General features: G+C 54.9%; 15 protein-coding genes and 1 pseudogene. 3 read left to right on the forward strand and 13 right to left on the reverse strand.

The genetic code is table 11. From position 1 onward, the window contains the following. Positions 1–17 precede the first annotated feature (17 nt). Positions 18–2,195, forward strand: coding sequence for an ATP-dependent DNA helicase DinG (dinG, locus tag L379_RS15590; protein WP_032653037.1), 2,178 nt, complete (start codon positions 18–20; stop codon positions 2,193–2,195). On the opposite strand, the gene L379_RS15585 is transcribed toward dinG, so the two are convergent. The 5 genes and pseudogenes from L379_RS15585 to L379_RS15570 all read right to left on the reverse strand — a co-directional run bounded on the left by L379_RS15585 (position 2,182) and on the right by L379_RS15570 (position 7,551). Next, positions 2,182–2,685, reverse strand: a complete 504-nt coding sequence (locus tag L379_RS15585) for a fimbrial protein (RefSeq protein ID WP_015571072.1) — start codon at positions 2,683–2,685, stop codon at positions 2,182–2,184. The genes dinG and L379_RS15585 overlap by 14 nt on opposite strands. 5 nt (positions 2,686–2,690) lie before the next feature. Continuing rightward, a complete protein-coding gene (locus L379_RS15580) occupies positions 2,691–3,680 on the reverse strand; it encodes a fimbrial protein (RefSeq protein ID WP_017384925.1) in 990 nt (329 codons plus the stop codon). Between the two features lie 21 nt (positions 3,681–3,701). Then, positions 3,702–6,245, reverse strand: coding sequence for a fimbria/pilus outer membrane usher protein (locus L379_RS15575; protein ID WP_139155331.1), 2,544 nt, complete (start codon positions 6,243–6,245; stop codon positions 3,702–3,704). A 26-nt stretch (positions 6,246–6,271) separates the two neighbouring features. Then, positions 6,272–6,945: pseudogene (locus tag L379_RS0123950) on the reverse strand (molecular chaperone). Between the two features lie 69 nt (positions 6,946–7,014). Next, entirely contained in the window at positions 7,015–7,551 is a 537-nt protein-coding gene (locus L379_RS15570; RefSeq protein WP_015571068.1) for a fimbrial protein, read from the reverse strand. Positions 7,552–7,806: 255 nt separating this feature from the next. Here L379_RS15570 and ybiB point away from each other — a divergent pair, with 255 nt between their 5' ends. Beyond that, positions 7,807–8,769 carry a DNA-binding protein YbiB gene (gene ybiB, locus L379_RS15565; RefSeq protein ID WP_017693766.1) on the forward strand — a complete coding sequence of 321 codons (963 nt, stop codon included), beginning with the start codon at positions 7,807–7,809 and terminating at the stop codon, positions 8,767–8,769. A 116-nt stretch (positions 8,770–8,885) separates the two neighbouring features. On the opposite strand, the gene ybiJ is transcribed toward ybiB, so the two are convergent. The 3 genes from ybiJ to mcbA all read right to left on the reverse strand — a co-directional run bounded on the left by ybiJ (position 8,886) and on the right by mcbA (position 10,085). After that, a complete protein-coding gene (gene ybiJ / locus L379_RS15560) occupies positions 8,886–9,146 on the reverse strand; it encodes a DUF1471 family protein YbiJ (RefSeq protein ID WP_003858474.1) in 261 nt (86 codons plus the stop codon). Between the two features lie 285 nt (positions 9,147–9,431). After that, entirely contained in the window at positions 9,432–9,698 is a 267-nt protein-coding gene (locus tag L379_RS15555) for a DksA/TraR family C4-type zinc finger protein (protein WP_017693765.1), read from the reverse strand. A gap of 123 nt (positions 9,699–9,821) precedes the next feature. Further along, positions 9,822–10,085 carry a DUF1471 family periplasmic protein McbA gene (mcbA, locus tag L379_RS15550; RefSeq protein ID WP_003858470.1) on the reverse strand — a complete coding sequence of 88 codons (264 nt, stop codon included), beginning with the start codon at positions 10,083–10,085 and terminating at the stop codon, positions 9,822–9,824. A gap of 243 nt (positions 10,086–10,328) precedes the next feature. Here mcbA and rlmF point away from each other — a divergent pair, with 243 nt between their 5' ends. Beyond that, positions 10,329–11,240 carry a 23S rRNA (adenine(1618)-N(6))-methyltransferase RlmF gene (rlmF, locus tag L379_RS15545; RefSeq protein ID WP_017384919.1) on the forward strand — a complete coding sequence of 304 codons (912 nt, stop codon included), beginning with the start codon at positions 10,329–10,331 and terminating at the stop codon, positions 11,238–11,240. A gap of 45 nt (positions 11,241–11,285) precedes the next feature. Here rlmF and ybiO read toward each other — a convergent pair whose 3' ends face one another. The 5 genes from ybiO to dps all read right to left on the reverse strand — a co-directional run bounded on the left by ybiO (position 11,286) and on the right by dps (position 16,697). Further along, entirely contained in the window at positions 11,286–13,496 is a 2,211-nt protein-coding gene (gene ybiO, locus L379_RS15540; RefSeq protein WP_023303335.1) for a mechanosensitive channel protein, read from the reverse strand. A gap of 120 nt (positions 13,497–13,616) precedes the next feature. Next, positions 13,617–14,339, reverse strand: coding sequence for a glutamine ABC transporter ATP-binding protein GlnQ (glnQ, locus tag L379_RS15535; RefSeq protein ID WP_032653044.1), 723 nt, complete (start codon positions 14,337–14,339; stop codon positions 13,617–13,619). Beyond that, positions 14,336–14,995, reverse strand: a complete 660-nt coding sequence (gene glnP, locus L379_RS15530) for a glutamine ABC transporter permease GlnP (RefSeq protein ID WP_003858462.1) — start codon at positions 14,993–14,995, stop codon at positions 14,336–14,338. Before glnP ends, glnQ begins: the two co-directional genes overlap by 4 nt. A gap of 93 nt (positions 14,996–15,088) precedes the next feature. Beyond that, the gene (gene glnH / locus L379_RS15525) at positions 15,089–15,832 is read right to left on the reverse strand and encodes a glutamine ABC transporter substrate-binding protein GlnH (RefSeq protein WP_003858455.1); all 744 of its coding nucleotides are present in this window, start codon (positions 15,830–15,832) and stop codon (positions 15,089–15,091) included. Positions 15,833–16,193: 361 nt separating this feature from the next. Further along, a complete protein-coding gene (gene dps, locus L379_RS15520) occupies positions 16,194–16,697 on the reverse strand; it encodes a DNA starvation/stationary phase protection protein Dps (RefSeq protein ID WP_000100801.1) in 504 nt (167 codons plus the stop codon). Positions 16,698–16,799: the final 102 nt, after the last annotated feature.

Genomic DNA, 16,799 nt, shown 5'->3' on the forward strand with positions numbered 1-16,799 from the left:
GTATTTCAGGTTTTCCGATGGCTTTAACCGCTGCGCTCAAGGCGCAAATTGGCGCATGGTATAAGGCGCTACAACAGCAGATCCCCGACTTTATCCCCCGAGCCCCGCAGCGGCAGATGATTGCCGACGTGGCAAAAACGCTCGCCGGGGACGACGGACGACATCTGGCGATTGAAGCCCCGACCGGCGTCGGGAAAACCCTGTCGTATCTCATTCCCGGCATTGCCATCGCGCGGGAAGAAGACAAAACGCTGGTGGTCAGTACCGCTAACGTGGCCTTGCAGGATCAGATCTTCAGCAAAGATTTGCCGCTGCTGCGCAAAATTATCCCGGATTTACGCTTCACCGCCGCCTTTGGTCGCGGGCGTTACGTCTGCCCGCGCAATCTGGCGGCGCTGGCCAGCAGTGAACCCTCCCAGCAGGATCTGCTCGCGTTTCTTGATGACGAGCTGACGCCAAACAACAAGGCGGAGCAGGAGCAGTGCGCAAAGCTAAAGGCCGATCTCGACGGCTACAGGTGGGACGGCCTGCGGGATCACACCAGCCAGGCGATCGGCGACGACCTGTGGCGCAGGCTCAGCACCGATAAAGCGAGCTGCCTGAACCGCAACTGTCATTACTATCGCGAGTGCCCGTTCTTTGTCGCCCGGCGTGAGATTCAGGAAGCGGAGGTGGTTGTCGCCAACCATGCGCTGGTGATGGCTGCCCTGGAGAGTGAAGCGGTCCTGCCGGAGCCCAAAAACCTGCTGCTGGTGCTGGATGAAGGTCATCATCTGCCCGACGTGGCGCGGGATGCGCTGGAGATGAGTGCGGAAATTACCGCCCCGTGGTTTCGCCTGCAACTCGATCTGTTCTGCAAGCTGGTGGCAACCTGCATGGAGCAGTTCCGCCCGAAAACCACGCCGCCGCTGGCGGTCCCGGAGCGGTTGAGCGAGCACTGTGAAGAGGTGTACGGCCTCATCGCCTCGCTGAATAACATTCTCAACCTGTATCTCTCCGCCACCCAGGAAGCGGAACACCGCTTTGCGATGGGTGAGTTGCCACAGGAAGTGATGGAGATTTGCCAGCAGCTGGCGAAGCACCTTGAAAAGCTGCGCGGGCTGGCGGAGATGTTCCTCAACGATCTCAGCGAGAAAACCGGTACCCATGACGTGGTGCGCTTGCACCGCATTCTGCTGCAAATGAACCGCGCGCTGGGCATGTTTGAGGCGCAGAGCAAACTCTGGCGGCTGGCCTCGATGGCGCAGGCGTCCGGGGCGCCAGTGACAAAGTGGGCCACCCGCGAAGTGCGAGACGGGCAGGTACATCTGTTCTTCCACTGCGTGGGCATCCGCGTGGCCGATCAGCTGGAAAAGCTGATCTGGCGCAGCGTGCCGCACGTGGTAGTGACGTCCGCAACCCTGCGTTCACTGAACAGCTTCTCAAGGTTACAGGAAATGAGCGGCCTGAAAGAGAAAGCGGGGGACCGTTTTGTGGCCCTGGACTCGCCGTTCAACCACTGTGAGCAGGGCAAGCTGGTGATCCCGCGCATGAACTATGAGCCGCTTATCGATAACGAAGAGCAGCATATTGCGGAAATGGCGGCCTACTTCCGCGAGCAGGTTGAGAGTAAAAAATACCCCGGTATGCTGGTGCTGTTTGCCAGCGGCCGCGCGATGCAACGCTTCCTGGAGCACGTCACCGATCTGCGCTTACTCCTGCTGGTGCAGGGCGATCAGCCGCGCTATCGGCTGGTGGAAACGCACCGTAAACGCATTGATAACGGCGAGCGTAGCGTGCTGGTGGGGCTACAGTCCTTTGCGGAAGGGCTGGATTTAAAAGGCGACTACCTGACGCAGGTGCATATCCATAAAATTGCCTTCCCGCCCATCGACAGCCCGGTGGTGATCACCGAAGGCGAATGGCTGAAAAGCCTTAACCGTTATCCGTTTGAAGTGCAAAGCCTGCCTGCGGCGTCGTTTAACCTGATCCAGCAGGTCGGGCGCTTGATCCGTAGCCACGGCTGCTGGGGCGAGGTGGTGATTTATGACAAACGCCTGCTTACCAAAAACTATGGCCAGCGGCTGCTGAATGCGCTGCCGATCTTCCCGATTGAGCAGCCAGAAGTGCCGGAGGTAAAAAAACGCCCGGCAAAACCCTCTGCCGGGCGTACAAAAAGCATCCGTGCAAAGAGGCGCGGTCCTACTGGTAAGTGAATGTCACCTGAATCACGCTGCTGAACGTCCCGGCAGTGACGGGCATTGAGGTGGCGTAGTAGCGTGCGGACAGAGGAAAGGTTGCCGTGTGGTCGCTCGGATTGATGGCGGCGTTAAAGGCGGCCTGCGGGGCAATCAGTATTTTGTCCTGTCGGTCTGCCAGCTCCAGCGCCAGTCCCTTTGCGCTACCGATATTGGCAAATTTGGTCGGATGCACGCTGTCTGCCTGGCCATAGAAAAAGGCCGTGGCAAGCGCCAGCGTGGCTGGGCAGTGCGATACTGACAGGGAAAAGTCTTTCCACTCGCCGGTATCCCCCACGTCTCTAAAACTGCCCGACACCGCCTGGCCTAAGTCCACCGTCAGGTTGCGGCTGGCGCTGTCAATGACGCAGGTATTGGCGTAAATATTTCCCGTCATCTGGATCTGAATGTCGTCTGCGTGAGCCTGGGCCAGTAAGCCCACCGCCAGAAACGCGATTGTCTTTTTCATGTTTGTCACTTATAGGCGAGAGTGATGGTTGCTACGGTGTTGGCGGGGCCGGGCGTCACCACATCGCTGGTCTGCTCGTAGCGAACCTGAAAGGGGATATCCAGCGTTTCATTGGCAACGGCCTGGCTTTGGGTGTTGACGTAGGAGTCAAAGGTCGCGATATGGTCATCAAACAGCATTCTTACCCCGACGCCCCTTGCCATGCCCGTCTGCTTCGTCAGTTTGATCACTCCCTCAAATGCCGTTTCGTACCCGTTTGCACTGGTGATTTTTAGCTCAGGCTGAACGGTTGTGTCACAGTTAACGGTGATATTAAACGTCTGAGCGGGGCTGGATAAAAACCCCACGCTCATAAAATCACTGACGGGAAAATCGCCCAAATTAACGGTGAGATTTTTTGGCGAAACAGAGCAGGTGACCTGATGCAAAATGACGTTACCTGCATACGCAATATGATTAGGGCTGCCGATCCCTTCATGGCCAAAAACGCCAATGCCGAATTCGGTCTGAGACTGCACCAGCGTGCCGGATGTCACGGCGTCGCTTGTTTTCACCAGTTCAAGCGTGACGTCAAAGTTAAACGACTGTGTGCCATCGGTAGAAACATAGGCAACAGGCGTTCCGCGTGAATCGCACTGTACTCCGCCTGCTCCGCTGATTCGCTGACCCTGATCGTTCATTAGTGCGACCCCAATCCCCGGTACGCCGGAATCATAAACGCCCCTGAGCCCAGGAATTTCCGCGCCGGTGCCGTAGTAGCAGGAAACAATTTCCAGACCGCTGTCAATACTCTGATCGCAGTGCCCGGCAACATGAACGCTTTGCTCTGTACCCGGGATAGTTGCGCCAACGGCCAGCGTCGTCGGGACAGAGATGGAGGCCACGTTAATCATTTTGGGCAGATCCGGCGTGGTGCAGGTCGCCTTCGCATGCGGCATAAATAACGCGGCGGTTCCCAGAACCAGTAAGAAAAAGCACTGTTTAATCATTTGCATAATCGTTAGCCTGAACGGTAATCAATGACACTGCGCGGCAGCGTTAATGATGCTGGTTTTCTCTTTCTCATCCGTTAGCGCATAGTCAGCGACGCAGTGCTCGCTCGCCTCCTGTCCCCAGGAAACGTTGAGATGCCCTTGCTGTGGCAGACCCGAGAGGTAAGTCTGGCCGTCATTTCCGACAATAAATTCGCTGTCCTTATCCCCGGTGGTGACCGTTGCGCCGAAGGGCAGCGGTTTACCATTTTGTGTAAGCGTCATCAGGACGCGATTACCCACGCGGGTAGTAAAGCTGGCGCGCACCACGGCCCCTCGGGTCGGCGTCACAATTTGCGCCGCGTGGGTGACGTCGGCATCCTCCGGCAGCGTTTCGGTATCCAGTGCGATGGTGTTATGGCGATACGCGGTCACGAACGGCACGACGGTATAGCCACGGAAGTCAGTCTCCACGCCTGTCTGGTTGGTGATATGGGTGCCGTGCGTACCTGGCGCTTTCACCAGCGCGATGGTTTCACCGAGCGGCTGGCTCAGGGTTATCCCGTTAGCGTGGGCCACCACGCCGCCCTGCAAACCGACGTTCAGGGTCTGCTGATACTTATCCTGACTGACGCCTGCGCTCACTTCGCCGTAGGTCGCTTTGTAATCGGTGTTGATGCTGGTGGAGTTACCGCTGCCGGTGCTGCTGAGCCCTTCCTGGATATTCCAGTTCAGGTTGTCTTCTTTCAGGGCCGTACCGTTAAGACCGATGTTCTGCGTGGTGCCATCTTTGGTGTTGTTCAGGTTGTACGTGGCCCAGGTATTATGCATCCAGCGATCCAGCGGAACCGAAACGCTCAGCGAGAACTGGTTGTCGTTTGTTACCTCATTACCGTCTTCATCGCTGTCGTGGGTGTTTTTGTTCATGCTGTAGCTGAGGCTGTAGCTCACGCCGTGCCAGCTGTTGTTGTAGCTGACGCTCAGGGAGGTCATGTTCTGGCTCTGGCTCCAGTAAGTTTCCTTCACCATGCTCAGCGTGACCGACCCCCAGCCTTCTGGCAGCGTCTGGTCAACGGTGGCTTCGGTACGGGCGCGGCGCTGCTGGGGAGCAGACCAGTCGTCGGCGCGGGTATACGACTCCATGGTGTCGTCCAGGGTGTAAAACCCCTTGCTGTTATAGCGATAGCCCGCAAGCGAAAAGTTGGTGCCTGAACCGGCGAAATCTTTGCTGTAGCGTACGCGCCACGACTGGCCCTTGCTGGACTGCTGTTTTTTAAGCAGGGCTCTGGCGCGGGTCACATCAATGGAGAACGCCCCCAGATCGCCCATGTTTTTCCCGGCGCCTATCGCCTGTGACTGATAATGGCTGCTCTGCTGCACGCCGCCGTAGGCCGTGAAGCCGTAGGGTAAACCGTAGATGGCGCTTCCCTGGGCAAACGGGGTCTTTTCAACGTCTTTGTCATAAGAGCGATAACGCCCGGCGGTTACGCTGTAGCGCAGGTTTTTTTCACGCTGCAATACCGGCACGGAGGCAAACGGCACCACGAAATGGCTCTCGCTGCCGTCTGTTTCTTTCACCGTAACCTGGAGGTCGCCGCTGCTGCCGGTGGGGTAGAGGTCGTTAATCTCGAACGCACCCGGCGCGACCGTGTTCTGATAAATCACGTACCCGTTCTGGCGGACCATCACCAGCGCGTTGCTGTGGGCGGTGCCGCGAATAATAGGGGCATAGCCTTTTTCGCTGTCCGGCAGCATGTCGTTGTCGGATTTCAGCTCCACGCCGGTGTAGGGGACGCTGTCAAAAACGTCGGAAGGTGAGGTGCTTTGGCCCACCGTCACGTCACTTTTCATCGCCACAATATCGCGTTGCGCATAGGTATAAACGGAGGTGAATTTCTGTTCCTCCTCGTGGCCCGTGGTGCTGCGATTCCAGGTGGAGTAGTTACGAACGCGCCATGCCCCGAGGTTGAAGCCGGGACGCAGGTTAACGTACTGGCTGCTGCTATCCTCTTCACCCTGCTGGCGCGCATGGCTCTGGCTGGCGTTGACGCTGTAATTAAGCAGGCCCGCGTTGATCCCTTCGTCAAACTCTTTCGGGTCGATGTAACCGCGTGGCACCTGTCCGAGCGCCTTTTGCGGAATACTCAGCAGCAGCTGCTGATTGCGCACGCGAAAGGTCGCGGATGCCGAAGGGATGGCGTGTAGATCGGCGCACTGACCTTCTGCCCTCAGCTGCGGATATTTTTGGGTTTTGACCCCGAGGCTCTTTAATTCGTCCAGTGTAAAACAGGGCTGAAGCGTGCTGGTGCCCTGCGGATCTTTAACTACGTTAAAGGTCACGTCACGGGTATCAATTTTATTGTTATTGATAAATACCGCGACCTGATATTTACCTGGCGCCTGACCGGGACCTTTTTCATAGACAGACAGATCGGTCTTTTCCTGCTGCGGGTTATCAATGTCCAGCAGGGCAGGGTTAAAATAATCATCAGCCAAAACCTGCTGCGCAAAGATCGCCATTGCCAGGCAACAAAAAGTCATCAGCAATGACGAAAATCGGCAGGTGAACGGCTTTTTATGGCTGTACATGATGATTTTATTACCGGGCAATATTATTAATGAACGGGTTTAGACCATGTCTGGCTGATGCTGCCGTAATCCGTAATAATGGAATACACGACGGTCGAGCCTCCGACATTGCCAGGTAAAGCAAAATGCGTTTCAGTTTTTGGCACAGCCCAGGTGGCTTTCGTGATTTTCTGACCATTCAGGGTGACGGCCTGAAAATTCATATAGAAAGGCGTGGGATTGTTCACCACTAAATCATTCCCTTCGCGATGCCATTCAAGTTTATCGGCCATATCTTCTGGTTTGCCTTTTACCGCTGACGGGCGATAGAGCAATTTAATTCGGGTGTTAATGGCAATTTGCAGCGTATTTACGCCTTCAACCTGCTTTGAGGAAGGGATCGCTTTAATATTCAGCCAGTACAGAGATTCCCTGTCTTCCGGTAAATTTCCTCCCGTACGCACTACGCGTAGTACGTTATCTTCTTTCGCATCCAGTCGGAAAAGCGGGGGGTGATCAGGAACGGGGCTTTGGCCAGGTTTTTACCGCCGGAATCGACCCAGGACTGCACCAGATAATCCGTGGTATCTGGGTTTGAAAGACCAAGAGATGATTCCTTTTTATCTCCCTGATAGACCAGACGGGTGCCATTGATCACGACACCCGCCTGTGCCGAGGCTGCTACCAGTAAAAGAGTGCTCAGTAAATAACCGTGGCGCATAAAGATTTCTCAATAAAAAGATGAGATATTAATGCCCGCAAGAGCATTAATATCTCAGGATTGATAAGATCAGTTATAAATAACGGTGAAGGTCGATACAGAGTTAGCAGGGCCCGCAGTAACTGCCGCCTGAGTTTGAATATAACGCGCACCGAACTCCAGGTCGTTAACCTCCGTTCCGGAGGCTAAAGGATATTGCTTCGAAGGGGTATACAGAGTGACAGGCTGCCCGGAAGCGTCCATTAGCTGAATAGCTACACCAGTAGCCGCATCGGTATCGGGCGTTAATGCCAGCGTGGCATTATTATCCGCATCCGGGGTACCACCGAAGTTAATCGCAGCCGAGGTTACGGTTTCCGGACAATTGGTTAACTTAATATCAAACTTCGTGAGTGTGCTGGTAGAGCCTGCGCCGGTAAATACCGTTTTAGATACTTTTCCTAACTGAACATCTAATGGATTACTTAATCCATTCACGACCTGGCAAGCAGAATCGATAATTTCTCCGGTGAAATTAATCTGCCCTTCACCGTTGGTTTCCGCAAATGCGGATGCAGAACACCCCACCGTTGTGGCGATAAACAACCCTAATGCAACCTTGTTCATAGTAAATCCCAATGTGTTTCTGGCAAAAACGTTGCCTGGACGTTTTTACCGTTGACCCTTAATAACTTTCCGATGTTTATTTAATCAAAAAAAGGACAGGTACGAATCTTTAGTTCCAATCACAAATAATGCAAATAGTGCTTGAGTTTATTTTTTTACCTGAAAACAGCAGGTTGATAATGATCACAAAACACTATCGGGTGCGTGTTCATCGGGCTATATTGTTAACAAGATGATGCTGTCAGGAGAAATGTCGTGGATTACCGCAAAATTATCAAAGAGGTAGGGCGTGGGAAAAACCATGCTCGCGATCTGGATCAGGAAACGGCCCGTGCGTTGTACACGCATATGCTGAATGGCGACGTGCCGGATCTGGAAATGGGCGGCATTCTGATTGCGCTGCGCATCAAAGGGGAAGGTGAGGCGGAGATGCGCGGTTTTTATGAGGCCATGCAGTCGCAGACGATGCGTTTAACCCCGCCCGTCACGAAGCCGATGCCGATTGTGATCCCGACCTACAATGGCGCGCGTAAGCAGGCAAACCTCACGCCGCTGCTGGCTATTCTGTTGCAGAAACTCGGTTTCCCGGTGGTGGTGCATGGCGTGAGCGAAGATCCAACGCGCGTGCTGACAGAGACCATTCTGGAATTATTAGGCATCGAACCTACTCTCCATGCTGGCCAGGCGCAGGCCAAACTGGAGGGGAACCAGCCGGTCTATATTCCCGTGCGCGCGCTCTGCCCGCCGCTGGAAAAGCAGCTGGACATGCGCTGGCGCATGGGGGTGCGTAACAGCGCCCACACCCTGGCGAAGCTGGCGACGCCGTTTGCCGAAGACGCCGCGCTGCGTCTTTCCAGCGTCTCCCATCCGGAGTACGTGACGCGGGTCGGTCAATTCTTTGCCAAAATCGGCGGGCGAGCGCTGCTGATGCACGGGACTGAAGGGGAGGTTTACGCCAACCCGCAGCGTTGTCCACAGCTGATGCTGATTGAGCCTGCCGGGACGCGGGTCGTGCTGGAACGTGGGGAAGAGAACAGCGATGTGATCCTGCCTGAGTCGAAAGATCCGCAAGTCACCGCGCACTGGATCGTACAGTGTCTGGCCGGAAAGGTGCCGGTTCCGCAGTCTATCAAGCTGCAAATGGCCTGCTGTCTGCTGGCGGCAGGGGAAGTGGCGTCTGTGGACGCCGGGTTGCAGCGCGTGGCGCAGTCTTTTTAAGCAAAAAAAAGCCCGTCCAGTGGCGGACGGGCAAACAAGGGTAACAACAACAGGGTCAATGAGGGTTGGAGCATCTCACCAGAGGGTAGGGTGAGGGTGGAGCATAATTCGTTCGATTACTTGTAGATAACCGCAGTACCGCTCAGTTTGTTATTACCGTTAGTGGAGGTGATGGTGTATCCACTTGCGCCGGCAGCGGCAGCTTTTTCCGCCAGTTTGGCTTCCAGACCGTCCAGCGTGGTCGCGCCTTCAGCACTCACCACCCCGATTTTATTCAGATCCTGTGCCTGAGTAGAGGAGACTGGCTCTACGGCGAAAGCGCCGAAAGACAGAGCGGACAGGGCAACAGCGGCAACAGCATATTTGATTGTTTTCATAGGTCAATTCTCGCAGGTTATTCTGTTAAGGGGACGATGTTCCGTCGATGTGATAAGTATCACGGTTTTTAGTGGAAGATAAAATCGAAGAGAATTGACGTGGTTGCTCAAAAAAATTGAATGACAAATAACTTATTGATTATTAATAAATTCAGAAGCGCAATTGACATTTCTTGGGGATGCGCTTTACAGAAGCCATCGGAAGGGCACGTTTTGCTACGCGTTTCGCTAAAAGTCGTGAGCGTAAAGTAAACGGCTGGCGCGGTTAACTTCGGTAAAGGAAAGTCAACGTAACTGGCTGTCTTTCGATCCTCTGCGATTATATCCTGAATGTGCCGCATTTTTTGAATCTTTCTCCTGCTGACAGGCAATACATAGCCGTACGCCAGGAATGGCTTTACGCCGTGCTTCAGGAATCGGATCCCCGCACTCTTCGCATTCCGTCAAACTTTCGCCGCGCGGAATTTCACCGCGAGCACGCGCGACCGCATCTTCAATGGTACTGTTGATCTGTTCGTTAACGGCGTCGTCATTCGCCCAGCCGGAAGCCATCATGTTCTCCTGATCTGTTTAAGCCATTCATCTTAATATGGGGTTAAAAAACGCACAGTCAAGGCGAAGGAAGGAAATGAGAACTGCATCTGCCTGGCAGATGCAGTGTGGGAAGAGAGGGCGTTATTTATAGATGGTCGCGGTGCCGTACATATGGTTATCGCCACCGGCGGCGTTCACCACGAAGCCTTTAGCCCCTTCCTGACGCGCTTTTTCGGCCAGCTTGTCCTGAAGGTCATCAAGGTTGCTTGCCCGGCTGACAGAGACCGTCCCGGCCGCACGTAGCTGGCTGGTGTCGTTGCTGTCGGTCAGAGGTTGAACGGACCAGGCTGAGAACGATGCGCCTGCCAGCGCACCCGCAATAATAAAGGTCAGATACTTTTTCATAATCACATCCTCAGGGGGAAACAACAGGTGATTCCTCTTAAGTTTAGAAGCCTGACGCGTGTGATTTAGCGCAAAAATTTGATGATGATCTGCTTATTTTTTGAACGATAAATTCTGACAATTTGCTGACAGATCATAGACATACAGGTTGCTGATTTTCGTCGGTTTTTTGTGTAGCGCAGACAGATATTTACCCCCGCGCCGTCACAGGGTATCTTACGCGGCTGTCTAAAGGAGAATGCCATGACTTCCCAAAAGCCGGGATTGCACCCGCGTAACCGCCACCGTAGCCGCTACGACATGAAAGCCCTGTGCCTGAGCTGCCCGGAATTGCAGGATTTTATTGTTCAGACACCAGCCGGTGAACCGTCGGTAAACTTTGCCGATCCGCTGGCGGTTAAGACGCTGAACAAAGCGCTGCTGGCCCATTTTTATGGCGTTACGCACTGGGACATCCCGGATGGCTTTCTCTGCCCACCGGTGCCAGGACGTGCGGATTATGTCCATCATCTTGCCGATCTGCTGGCGGATGATAATGGCGGCGTGGTGCCGAAACAGGCCACCGTGCTTGATATCGGTACGGGCGCGAACCTGATCTACCCCCTGATAGGCGCACATGAGTACCAGTGGCGGTTTACCGGCAGCGAGATCGGCGCCGAAGCCTTCGCCAGCGCACAGGCCATTATCAACGCTAACCCAGGGTTAAGCCGGGCCGTTCGTTTGCGTCGTCAAAAGGATCCCGCTGCTATTTTCAACGGCATTATTCACAAGAACGAACAATATGATGCCACCCTGTGCAACCCGCCCTTCCATGACTCCGCCGCCTCCGCACGTGCGGGAAGTGAACGCAAGCGGCGTAACCTGGGCCAGGCTGAAGACGGCGCGCTGAACTTTGGCGGCCAGCAGCAGGAGCTATGGTGCGAGGGCGGGGAAGTGGCATTTATTCTGCGCATGATTGCCGAGAGTAAGGGCTTCGGTCGTCAGGTGAAATGGTTTACCACGCTGGTCTCCCGCGGCGATAACCTGCCGCCGCTTTACCGCGCGCTGACCGACGTCGGCGCGGTGAAGGTAGTCAAAAAAGAGATGGCGCAGGGTCAGAAGCAGAGCCGCTTTATCGCCTGGACCTTTATGGACGATAACAAACGCCGCAAATAGCCCCCCATCGCAGGCCGGGTAAGGCGAAGCCGCCACCCGGCTCAGTTACAGCGTCGGCTCCTGCGGAGGCAGCGGCGAAGCGGGCGGCGACAATACCTGATACGTCTGCACCGGCGCTCTCACGTTCGCCAGATCGAAGTGTTTTTTCACCATGCTGTCGAGGGCGAAGCGCACCGTCCACTGCTTAAGGGGCTGGGTGGTGAACGACACGCGCAGGGTAAAGGCAGTGTTCGTCAGCCCGACGATACCCGCGAACGACGGTTCACCAATCACCAGCCCGCGAATGTCCTCCATCTCCATCAGTTCGCTCACCGCATCCCGCAGCGCCTGCTTCGCCTTATCTGCATCCTCATGACGATCGACATCATAATTCGCCACCACCGAACCAATGCCGCGCACAAAGTTGGCAAAGGTGGTGATCGATGACCACGGAATAATGTGGTACGCGCCGGTATCCTGACGTACGCCGACGGAGCGAATGGACATCCTCTCCACCGTGCCGGTGAGCGGTCCGATGGTCACCAGATCCCCGGTGTTCATCCCGTTCTCGAACTGGATAAAAACGCCGGTGATAATATCCTTCACCAGCGTCTGCGAACCAAAGGAGATCGCCAGCCCAAGCGCACCGGCACCCGCCAGCAGCGGGGCGATATTCACGCCGATTTCCGACAGCACAATCATGATGGTGATGGTGCTGATGATAACCGCCAGCGCGTTGCGGCACAGGGTCAGCAGCGTGCGGGCGCGGGCGCTCGGCAGCGGCCTGCCGTGGACATCCGACACCAGACGGTTTTCGATAAGGCTTGCCAGCAGCGTCCAGCCGACGGCGGAGAAGAACAGGATCAGCGCGATACGAATAAGAATATCAACGGTCTTTTCCCCCGCGCCGTTATGCAGCCAGTTCCAGAAATCAAACAGCCCCCACGCGTTCAGCAGCAGCATAATTGCCACGCAGACCGTCAGAATACGCGCCACCTTCAGGGATACCGTCATCCAGCCATTTACCCGCTTTTGCAGTTCCGGGTAGTTACGCTGAACCTGCGGCGACAAGGTGATCGTTTTCGACAGCCAGCGGGAGAGCAGGCCAGAGACAAAGGCCGCAATGCCGATAATCGCCAGGCTTTTGAACGTCGCCCCCATCATAAATTTCAGGCTATTGCCTGGATCGAACAGGGAGAAGAAACAGAGCACAATAAAATAGGCGCTGGCCAGCCAGTGCCACACCAGCGCAAAGGCGCGAATAAAGAGGCTGAAAAAGGAGAGGGAGCGATCGGCCAGGTGCAGCAGGCTGTCGGTGATCGCTTTTTTATTGTGGAAGATGAGGTACAGCGCCCAGACGGTAATGCACAGCATGATCAGCACGTTCGCCAGCGCCCCGAACTGCACGTTAACCTGGTTGGAAATAATCGGCACGGCAACCAGCAGGCCATAACCGATCAACCCGCTCAGCACGCTGAGCCGCACCGCCCAGTATTTGGCGCTCTGATCCGAAATGGCGAAGGGGCGAAGGTCCGGCACGCGCGGGCAGAAGATCAACCGCAGGAGGGCTTTAAAGAACTCAATCAGGGCAAAGGCATTGAGGAACAGTCCCTGCTGAAACGCGATGGTTTTGTTTCCGGTATTAAGTCGGTCGGCCAGCATCTGGCCGACAAACAGCGTCAGGGCCAGCAGCAGCAAATCGATGACAAACGCCCCGGTAATCATTGCCGGAAGATGCAGCCAGCTGCTTTTATGCTGATTCTTTTTGCGTCCCCACTGGCCCATTTTCCGGTAAAGCGGCCAGACAGACAGGCGCAACAGCCAGTAAAAAATGAAGACGGCGCCAGCCAGAATAGCAAACTGGGTGGCGGCTGCGGAAAAGGTGTGAGGATTAAAAGGCTTATGTGAGGTGCCAACCAGGTTGCGATAGAGCTGGGCAAAACGCGACGACAGGGCTTCCCCGTAGCGGCGACTGATGTCGGTGACGTTTTCCAGCACCGTTTTTTCTTCTTCGGCTTCCGGCGGCGCAATAGCAGGAACCGGATCCTGAGGCGGCGTGGCGGCCACCTTCCTCAGCTGATCGATCAACTCCTGTCGGGACGTGTCGTTCTCAAGCACGTCGGCCAGCGCGCCGTAGGCGGCTTTTTTCTTTTCAGCGTCTGGCTCTGGCGGCGCATTTTGCTGGGTGGCGGTGGCTCCGGTGGTAACGCCGGGAAGGGTTACAGCAAGTGATGGCGCGCTAAACAGGCTAAACAGTAGCAACAGGATCCACGGCACGGCGTCCTCCGACAAAAATATCGTGCAAAATGATAAGTATAGAGCGTGGGGAGCGGAGGGGAGTTTTTGGGAACAATCCGGCGTAAAAAAGCCGGGCATGCCCGGCTCTGGGTGTGGCTATCAGGAGACGTGTTGCAGGAACTCCTGGAGGCGCTGGCTTGGTGGGTTCGCAATCAGCGCCTGCGGATTCCCGTCCTCCGCGATACGGCCCTTATCAATGAAGATCAGACGGGACGCCACCTTTTGGGCAAAGCCGATTTCGTGGGTAACGATCACCATCGTCATGCCTTCTTCCGCCAGATCCTGCATAACTTTCAGCACTTCGTGACGCAGCTCCGGGTCGAGTGCCGACGTTGGCTCATCGAACAGCATCATCTTTGGCTTCACCGCCAGCGCACGGGCAATGGCCACGCGCTGCTGCTGGCCGCCGGAAAGCTCGGAAGGATAGTGGTGGGCACGCTCCGCCAGACCAACCTTCGCCAGCAGATCTTTTGCCAGCGCTTCCGCTGCCGCTTTGCTGGCCCCGCGCACGCGCAGAGGACCAAACATCACGTTTTCCAGCGCCGTGAGGTGCGGGAACAGGTAGAACTGCTGGAACACCATGCCCGCTTCCTGGCGGATCAGGCGCTCGTCCACTTTCGGATCGTTAACCTTCAGACCATCGACGATCAAATCGCCGCTGGTAATCTCCTCAAGCTTGTTAATGCAGCGCAGCAGGGTGGATTTGCCGGAACCGGACGGCCCGATGATCACCACCACTTCGCCCTGCCTGATGTTCAAATCGATATTGTGCAGCACCTGGGTTGGGCCAAAGTGCTTGGAAACGTTTTTAAATTCAATCACAGGATTTTCATCCTTCTTTCAAGACGACGCAGAACAAAGCTCAGGACAAGCGTGATAATCAGATAGACAACGGCGACCGCACTCCAGATTTCCAGAGCGCGGAAGTTACCCGCGATGATCTCCTGGCCCTGACGGGTCAGTTCGGCCACGCCGATAACAATAAACAGCGAGGTGTCTTTAATGCTGATGATCCACTGGTTACCCAGCGGCGGCAGCATGCGGCGCAGCGCCAACGGCAGGATCACGTGACGAATGGTTTCGCGACGGGAAAGACCTAACGCCAGGCCGGCTTCGCTGAAGCCTTTATGAATCGACAGCACCGCACCGCGGGTAATTTCCGCAATGTAGGCGCCGGAGTTGATCATGATGGTGACAACGGCGGCGCTGAACGGGTCGATGCGCAGGTCGGTGAAGGCCATCGGCAGGGCGAAGTAGATGAACATGACCTGCACCACAATGGGGGTGCCGCGGATCACTTCGATGAAAACCAGTGCGATGTGGTTTGCAATCCAGCCGCCGTAGGTGCGGGCGAAACCGGCCACCAGACCGATAATCAACCCGCCAACCAGACCGAGGACCGAAATCCACAGGGTCATTTTAGCGCCTTCAAGCAAGAGAGGAATGGCAGGCCAGATGGCGCTCCAGTCAAACTGCATGATGTATTCCTGTATACCGTGGTGAAAAACAAAAAACGTAGGCCCGGTAAGCGGAAGCGCCACCGGGCGTTACAAACCTGAAGTCAGGTGAAATTATTTAGGCTCGGTACCGAACCATTTTTTGTAGATTTCGTTATAGGTGCCGTTCTCTTTCAGGGTTTTCAGCGCGCCGTTAACTTTGTTACGCAGGTCGTCGCTGCCTTTCGGGAACGCAATACCGTACTGCTGAGCTTCCAGGGAATCACCTACCGCTTTGAACTTGCCATTACCGGCGGTTTTGATGAAGTAAAGGATGTTAGGCGTGTCGTGCAGCACCGCGTCAGCGCGGTTGGTGCCCAGTTCCATGTAAGCGTTGTCGATGTTCGGGAACTGACGCAGGTCTTTGGTTTTGATGTTGGCTTTCGCGTAATCAACGGAGCCGGTGCCGCTCTTCACGGCGACCACTTTACCGTCGAGATCTTTCACGCTTTTCACGTCGTTGTTATCCGCTTTCACCATCACCAGCAGGCCGCTTTTGTAGTAGCCGTCAGAGAAGTCGATGGCTTTTTTACGCTCTTCGGTAATGGTGATGCCTGCCAGCGCCAGGTCAACGTTTTTGGTTTGCAGTGCCGGGATAATGCCGCTGAAATCCATTGGCTTCAGGGTGTAATCCAGTTTGAGTTCTTTTGCGACAGCGGCCCACAGATCCACGTCAAAACCAACGTATTTATCACCCTGTTTGAATTCAAACGGTACGAACGCCGTGTCAGTCGCCACAACCAGTTTGTCGGCAGCCTGCGAGGACACCGCAAACGCCAGGGTAAGTGCAGCCAGTGAAACTTTTAATACAGACTTCATAGCATTTCCTTTTATATCCACGGGGCGATCCCCTGCGAGAACCTCAGGCACAATGAAAAAATCGTGCCAATTTTACAAGCTGTTGTTTTGCAAAGGGGATGATGTCACGCATTGCACAAAAAGCGTGGCAATTTTGCCAGGTTGCACCAGAATGGAGCACCGTTTTGGTGCGCTTCGTTAAGGTCTTATGACAAGGGGATATTTAGCGCAGAATCTGACGAAAAAACAATCTTCCGTTAACGGTTGTGTGAGGTGATTATTACATTTTATTCACTTTTGCGGCCATTGCGGGCAAAAGTGCGCACCATAAATGTGCAAAACCCCCGCCAGGGGCGAGGGTTATTCGGACAATCCGCAGGGATTATTCGATGTTGGACTCAATGAACCACAGGAACTGATCCAGGTCGCGTGATGCGGCAGTGAAGATATCAGCGGTATCTTCATCTTTGGCTTCGCCAATCGCTTTACGAACATCATTCGCCACAATCGCATAACGATCCGCCAGCTCTTTCAGGTGATCCTGAACGGTATGGATATCCAGCGGATAGCTTTTCAGTGGCGTTTTGCTGTTGATCACCTGTGTGGTACCCAGTGCCACGCCACCCAGCTGTACGGCGCGTTCGGCCATGGTATCCAGGTGAGTCACCAGTGCTGTGCGGAAGCCATCCAGCATCTCATGAACGGCAATAAAGTTTGCACCGCGCATATTCCAGTGGGCCTGTTTGGTGATCAGCGAAAGATCGATGAACTGGACCACCTGGCGATTCAGCAACTCGATGGTCGCTTTTTTATCGCTATCCGATACATCGTTACGGGTATAAAGCAGATTAGACGCTTTCGTTTTCACCAGTTTAGCGGTACTCATAATCTCATATCCTCTTGATGTTTGTGTCCCAGGTAATTACGGGACTAAGTATAGCACCGGATTTTTTCTCTGCGGTTTGGCTCTGCCTATCGGTTTAATAGC

The sequence above is a fragment of the Enterobacter sp. MGH 33 genome (assembly GCF_000534535.1).
GTDB classification, from domain to species: domain Bacteria; phylum Pseudomonadota; class Gammaproteobacteria; order Enterobacterales; family Enterobacteriaceae; genus Enterobacter; species Enterobacter hormaechei_C.

Coding starts and splice junctions, on each gene's coding strand:
- glnP (WP_003858462.1), bottom strand. CDS start 14,995: ATGCAGTTTGACTGGAGCGCCATCTGGCCTGCCATTCCTCTCTTGCTT.
- ybiJ (WP_003858474.1), bottom strand. CDS start 9,146: ATGAAAACAATCAAATATGCTGTTGCCGCTGTTGCCCTGTCCGCTCTG.
- L379_RS15585 (WP_015571072.1), bottom strand. CDS start 2,685: ATGAAAAAGACAATCGCGTTTCTGGCGGTGGGCTTACTGGCCCAGGCT.
- L379_RS15570 (WP_015571068.1), bottom strand. CDS start 7,551: ATGAACAAGGTTGCATTAGGGTTGTTTATCGCCACAACGGTGGGGTGT.
- rlmF (WP_017384919.1), top strand. CDS start 10,329: ATGACTTCCCAAAAGCCGGGATTGCACCCGCGTAACCGCCACCGTAGC.
- mcbA (WP_003858470.1), bottom strand. CDS start 10,085: ATGAAAAAGTATCTGACCTTTATTATTGCGGGTGCGCTGGCAGGCGCA.
- dinG (WP_032653037.1), top strand. CDS start 18: ATGGCTTTAACCGCTGCGCTCAAGGCGCAAATTGGCGCATGGTATAAG.
- glnH (WP_003858455.1), bottom strand. CDS start 15,832: ATGAAGTCTGTATTAAAAGTTTCACTGGCTGCACTTACCCTGGCGTTT.
- L379_RS15555 (WP_017693765.1), bottom strand. CDS start 9,698: ATGGCTTCCGGCTGGGCGAATGACGACGCCGTTAACGAACAGATCAAC.
- dps (WP_000100801.1), bottom strand. CDS start 16,697: ATGAGTACCGCTAAACTGGTGAAAACGAAAGCGTCTAATCTGCTTTAT.
- L379_RS15580 (WP_017384925.1), bottom strand. CDS start 3,680: ATGCAAATGATTAAACAGTGCTTTTTCTTACTGGTTCTGGGAACCGCC.
- L379_RS15575 (WP_139155331.1), bottom strand. CDS start 6,245: ATGTACAGCCATAAAAAGCCGTTCACCTGCCGATTTTCGTCATTGCTG.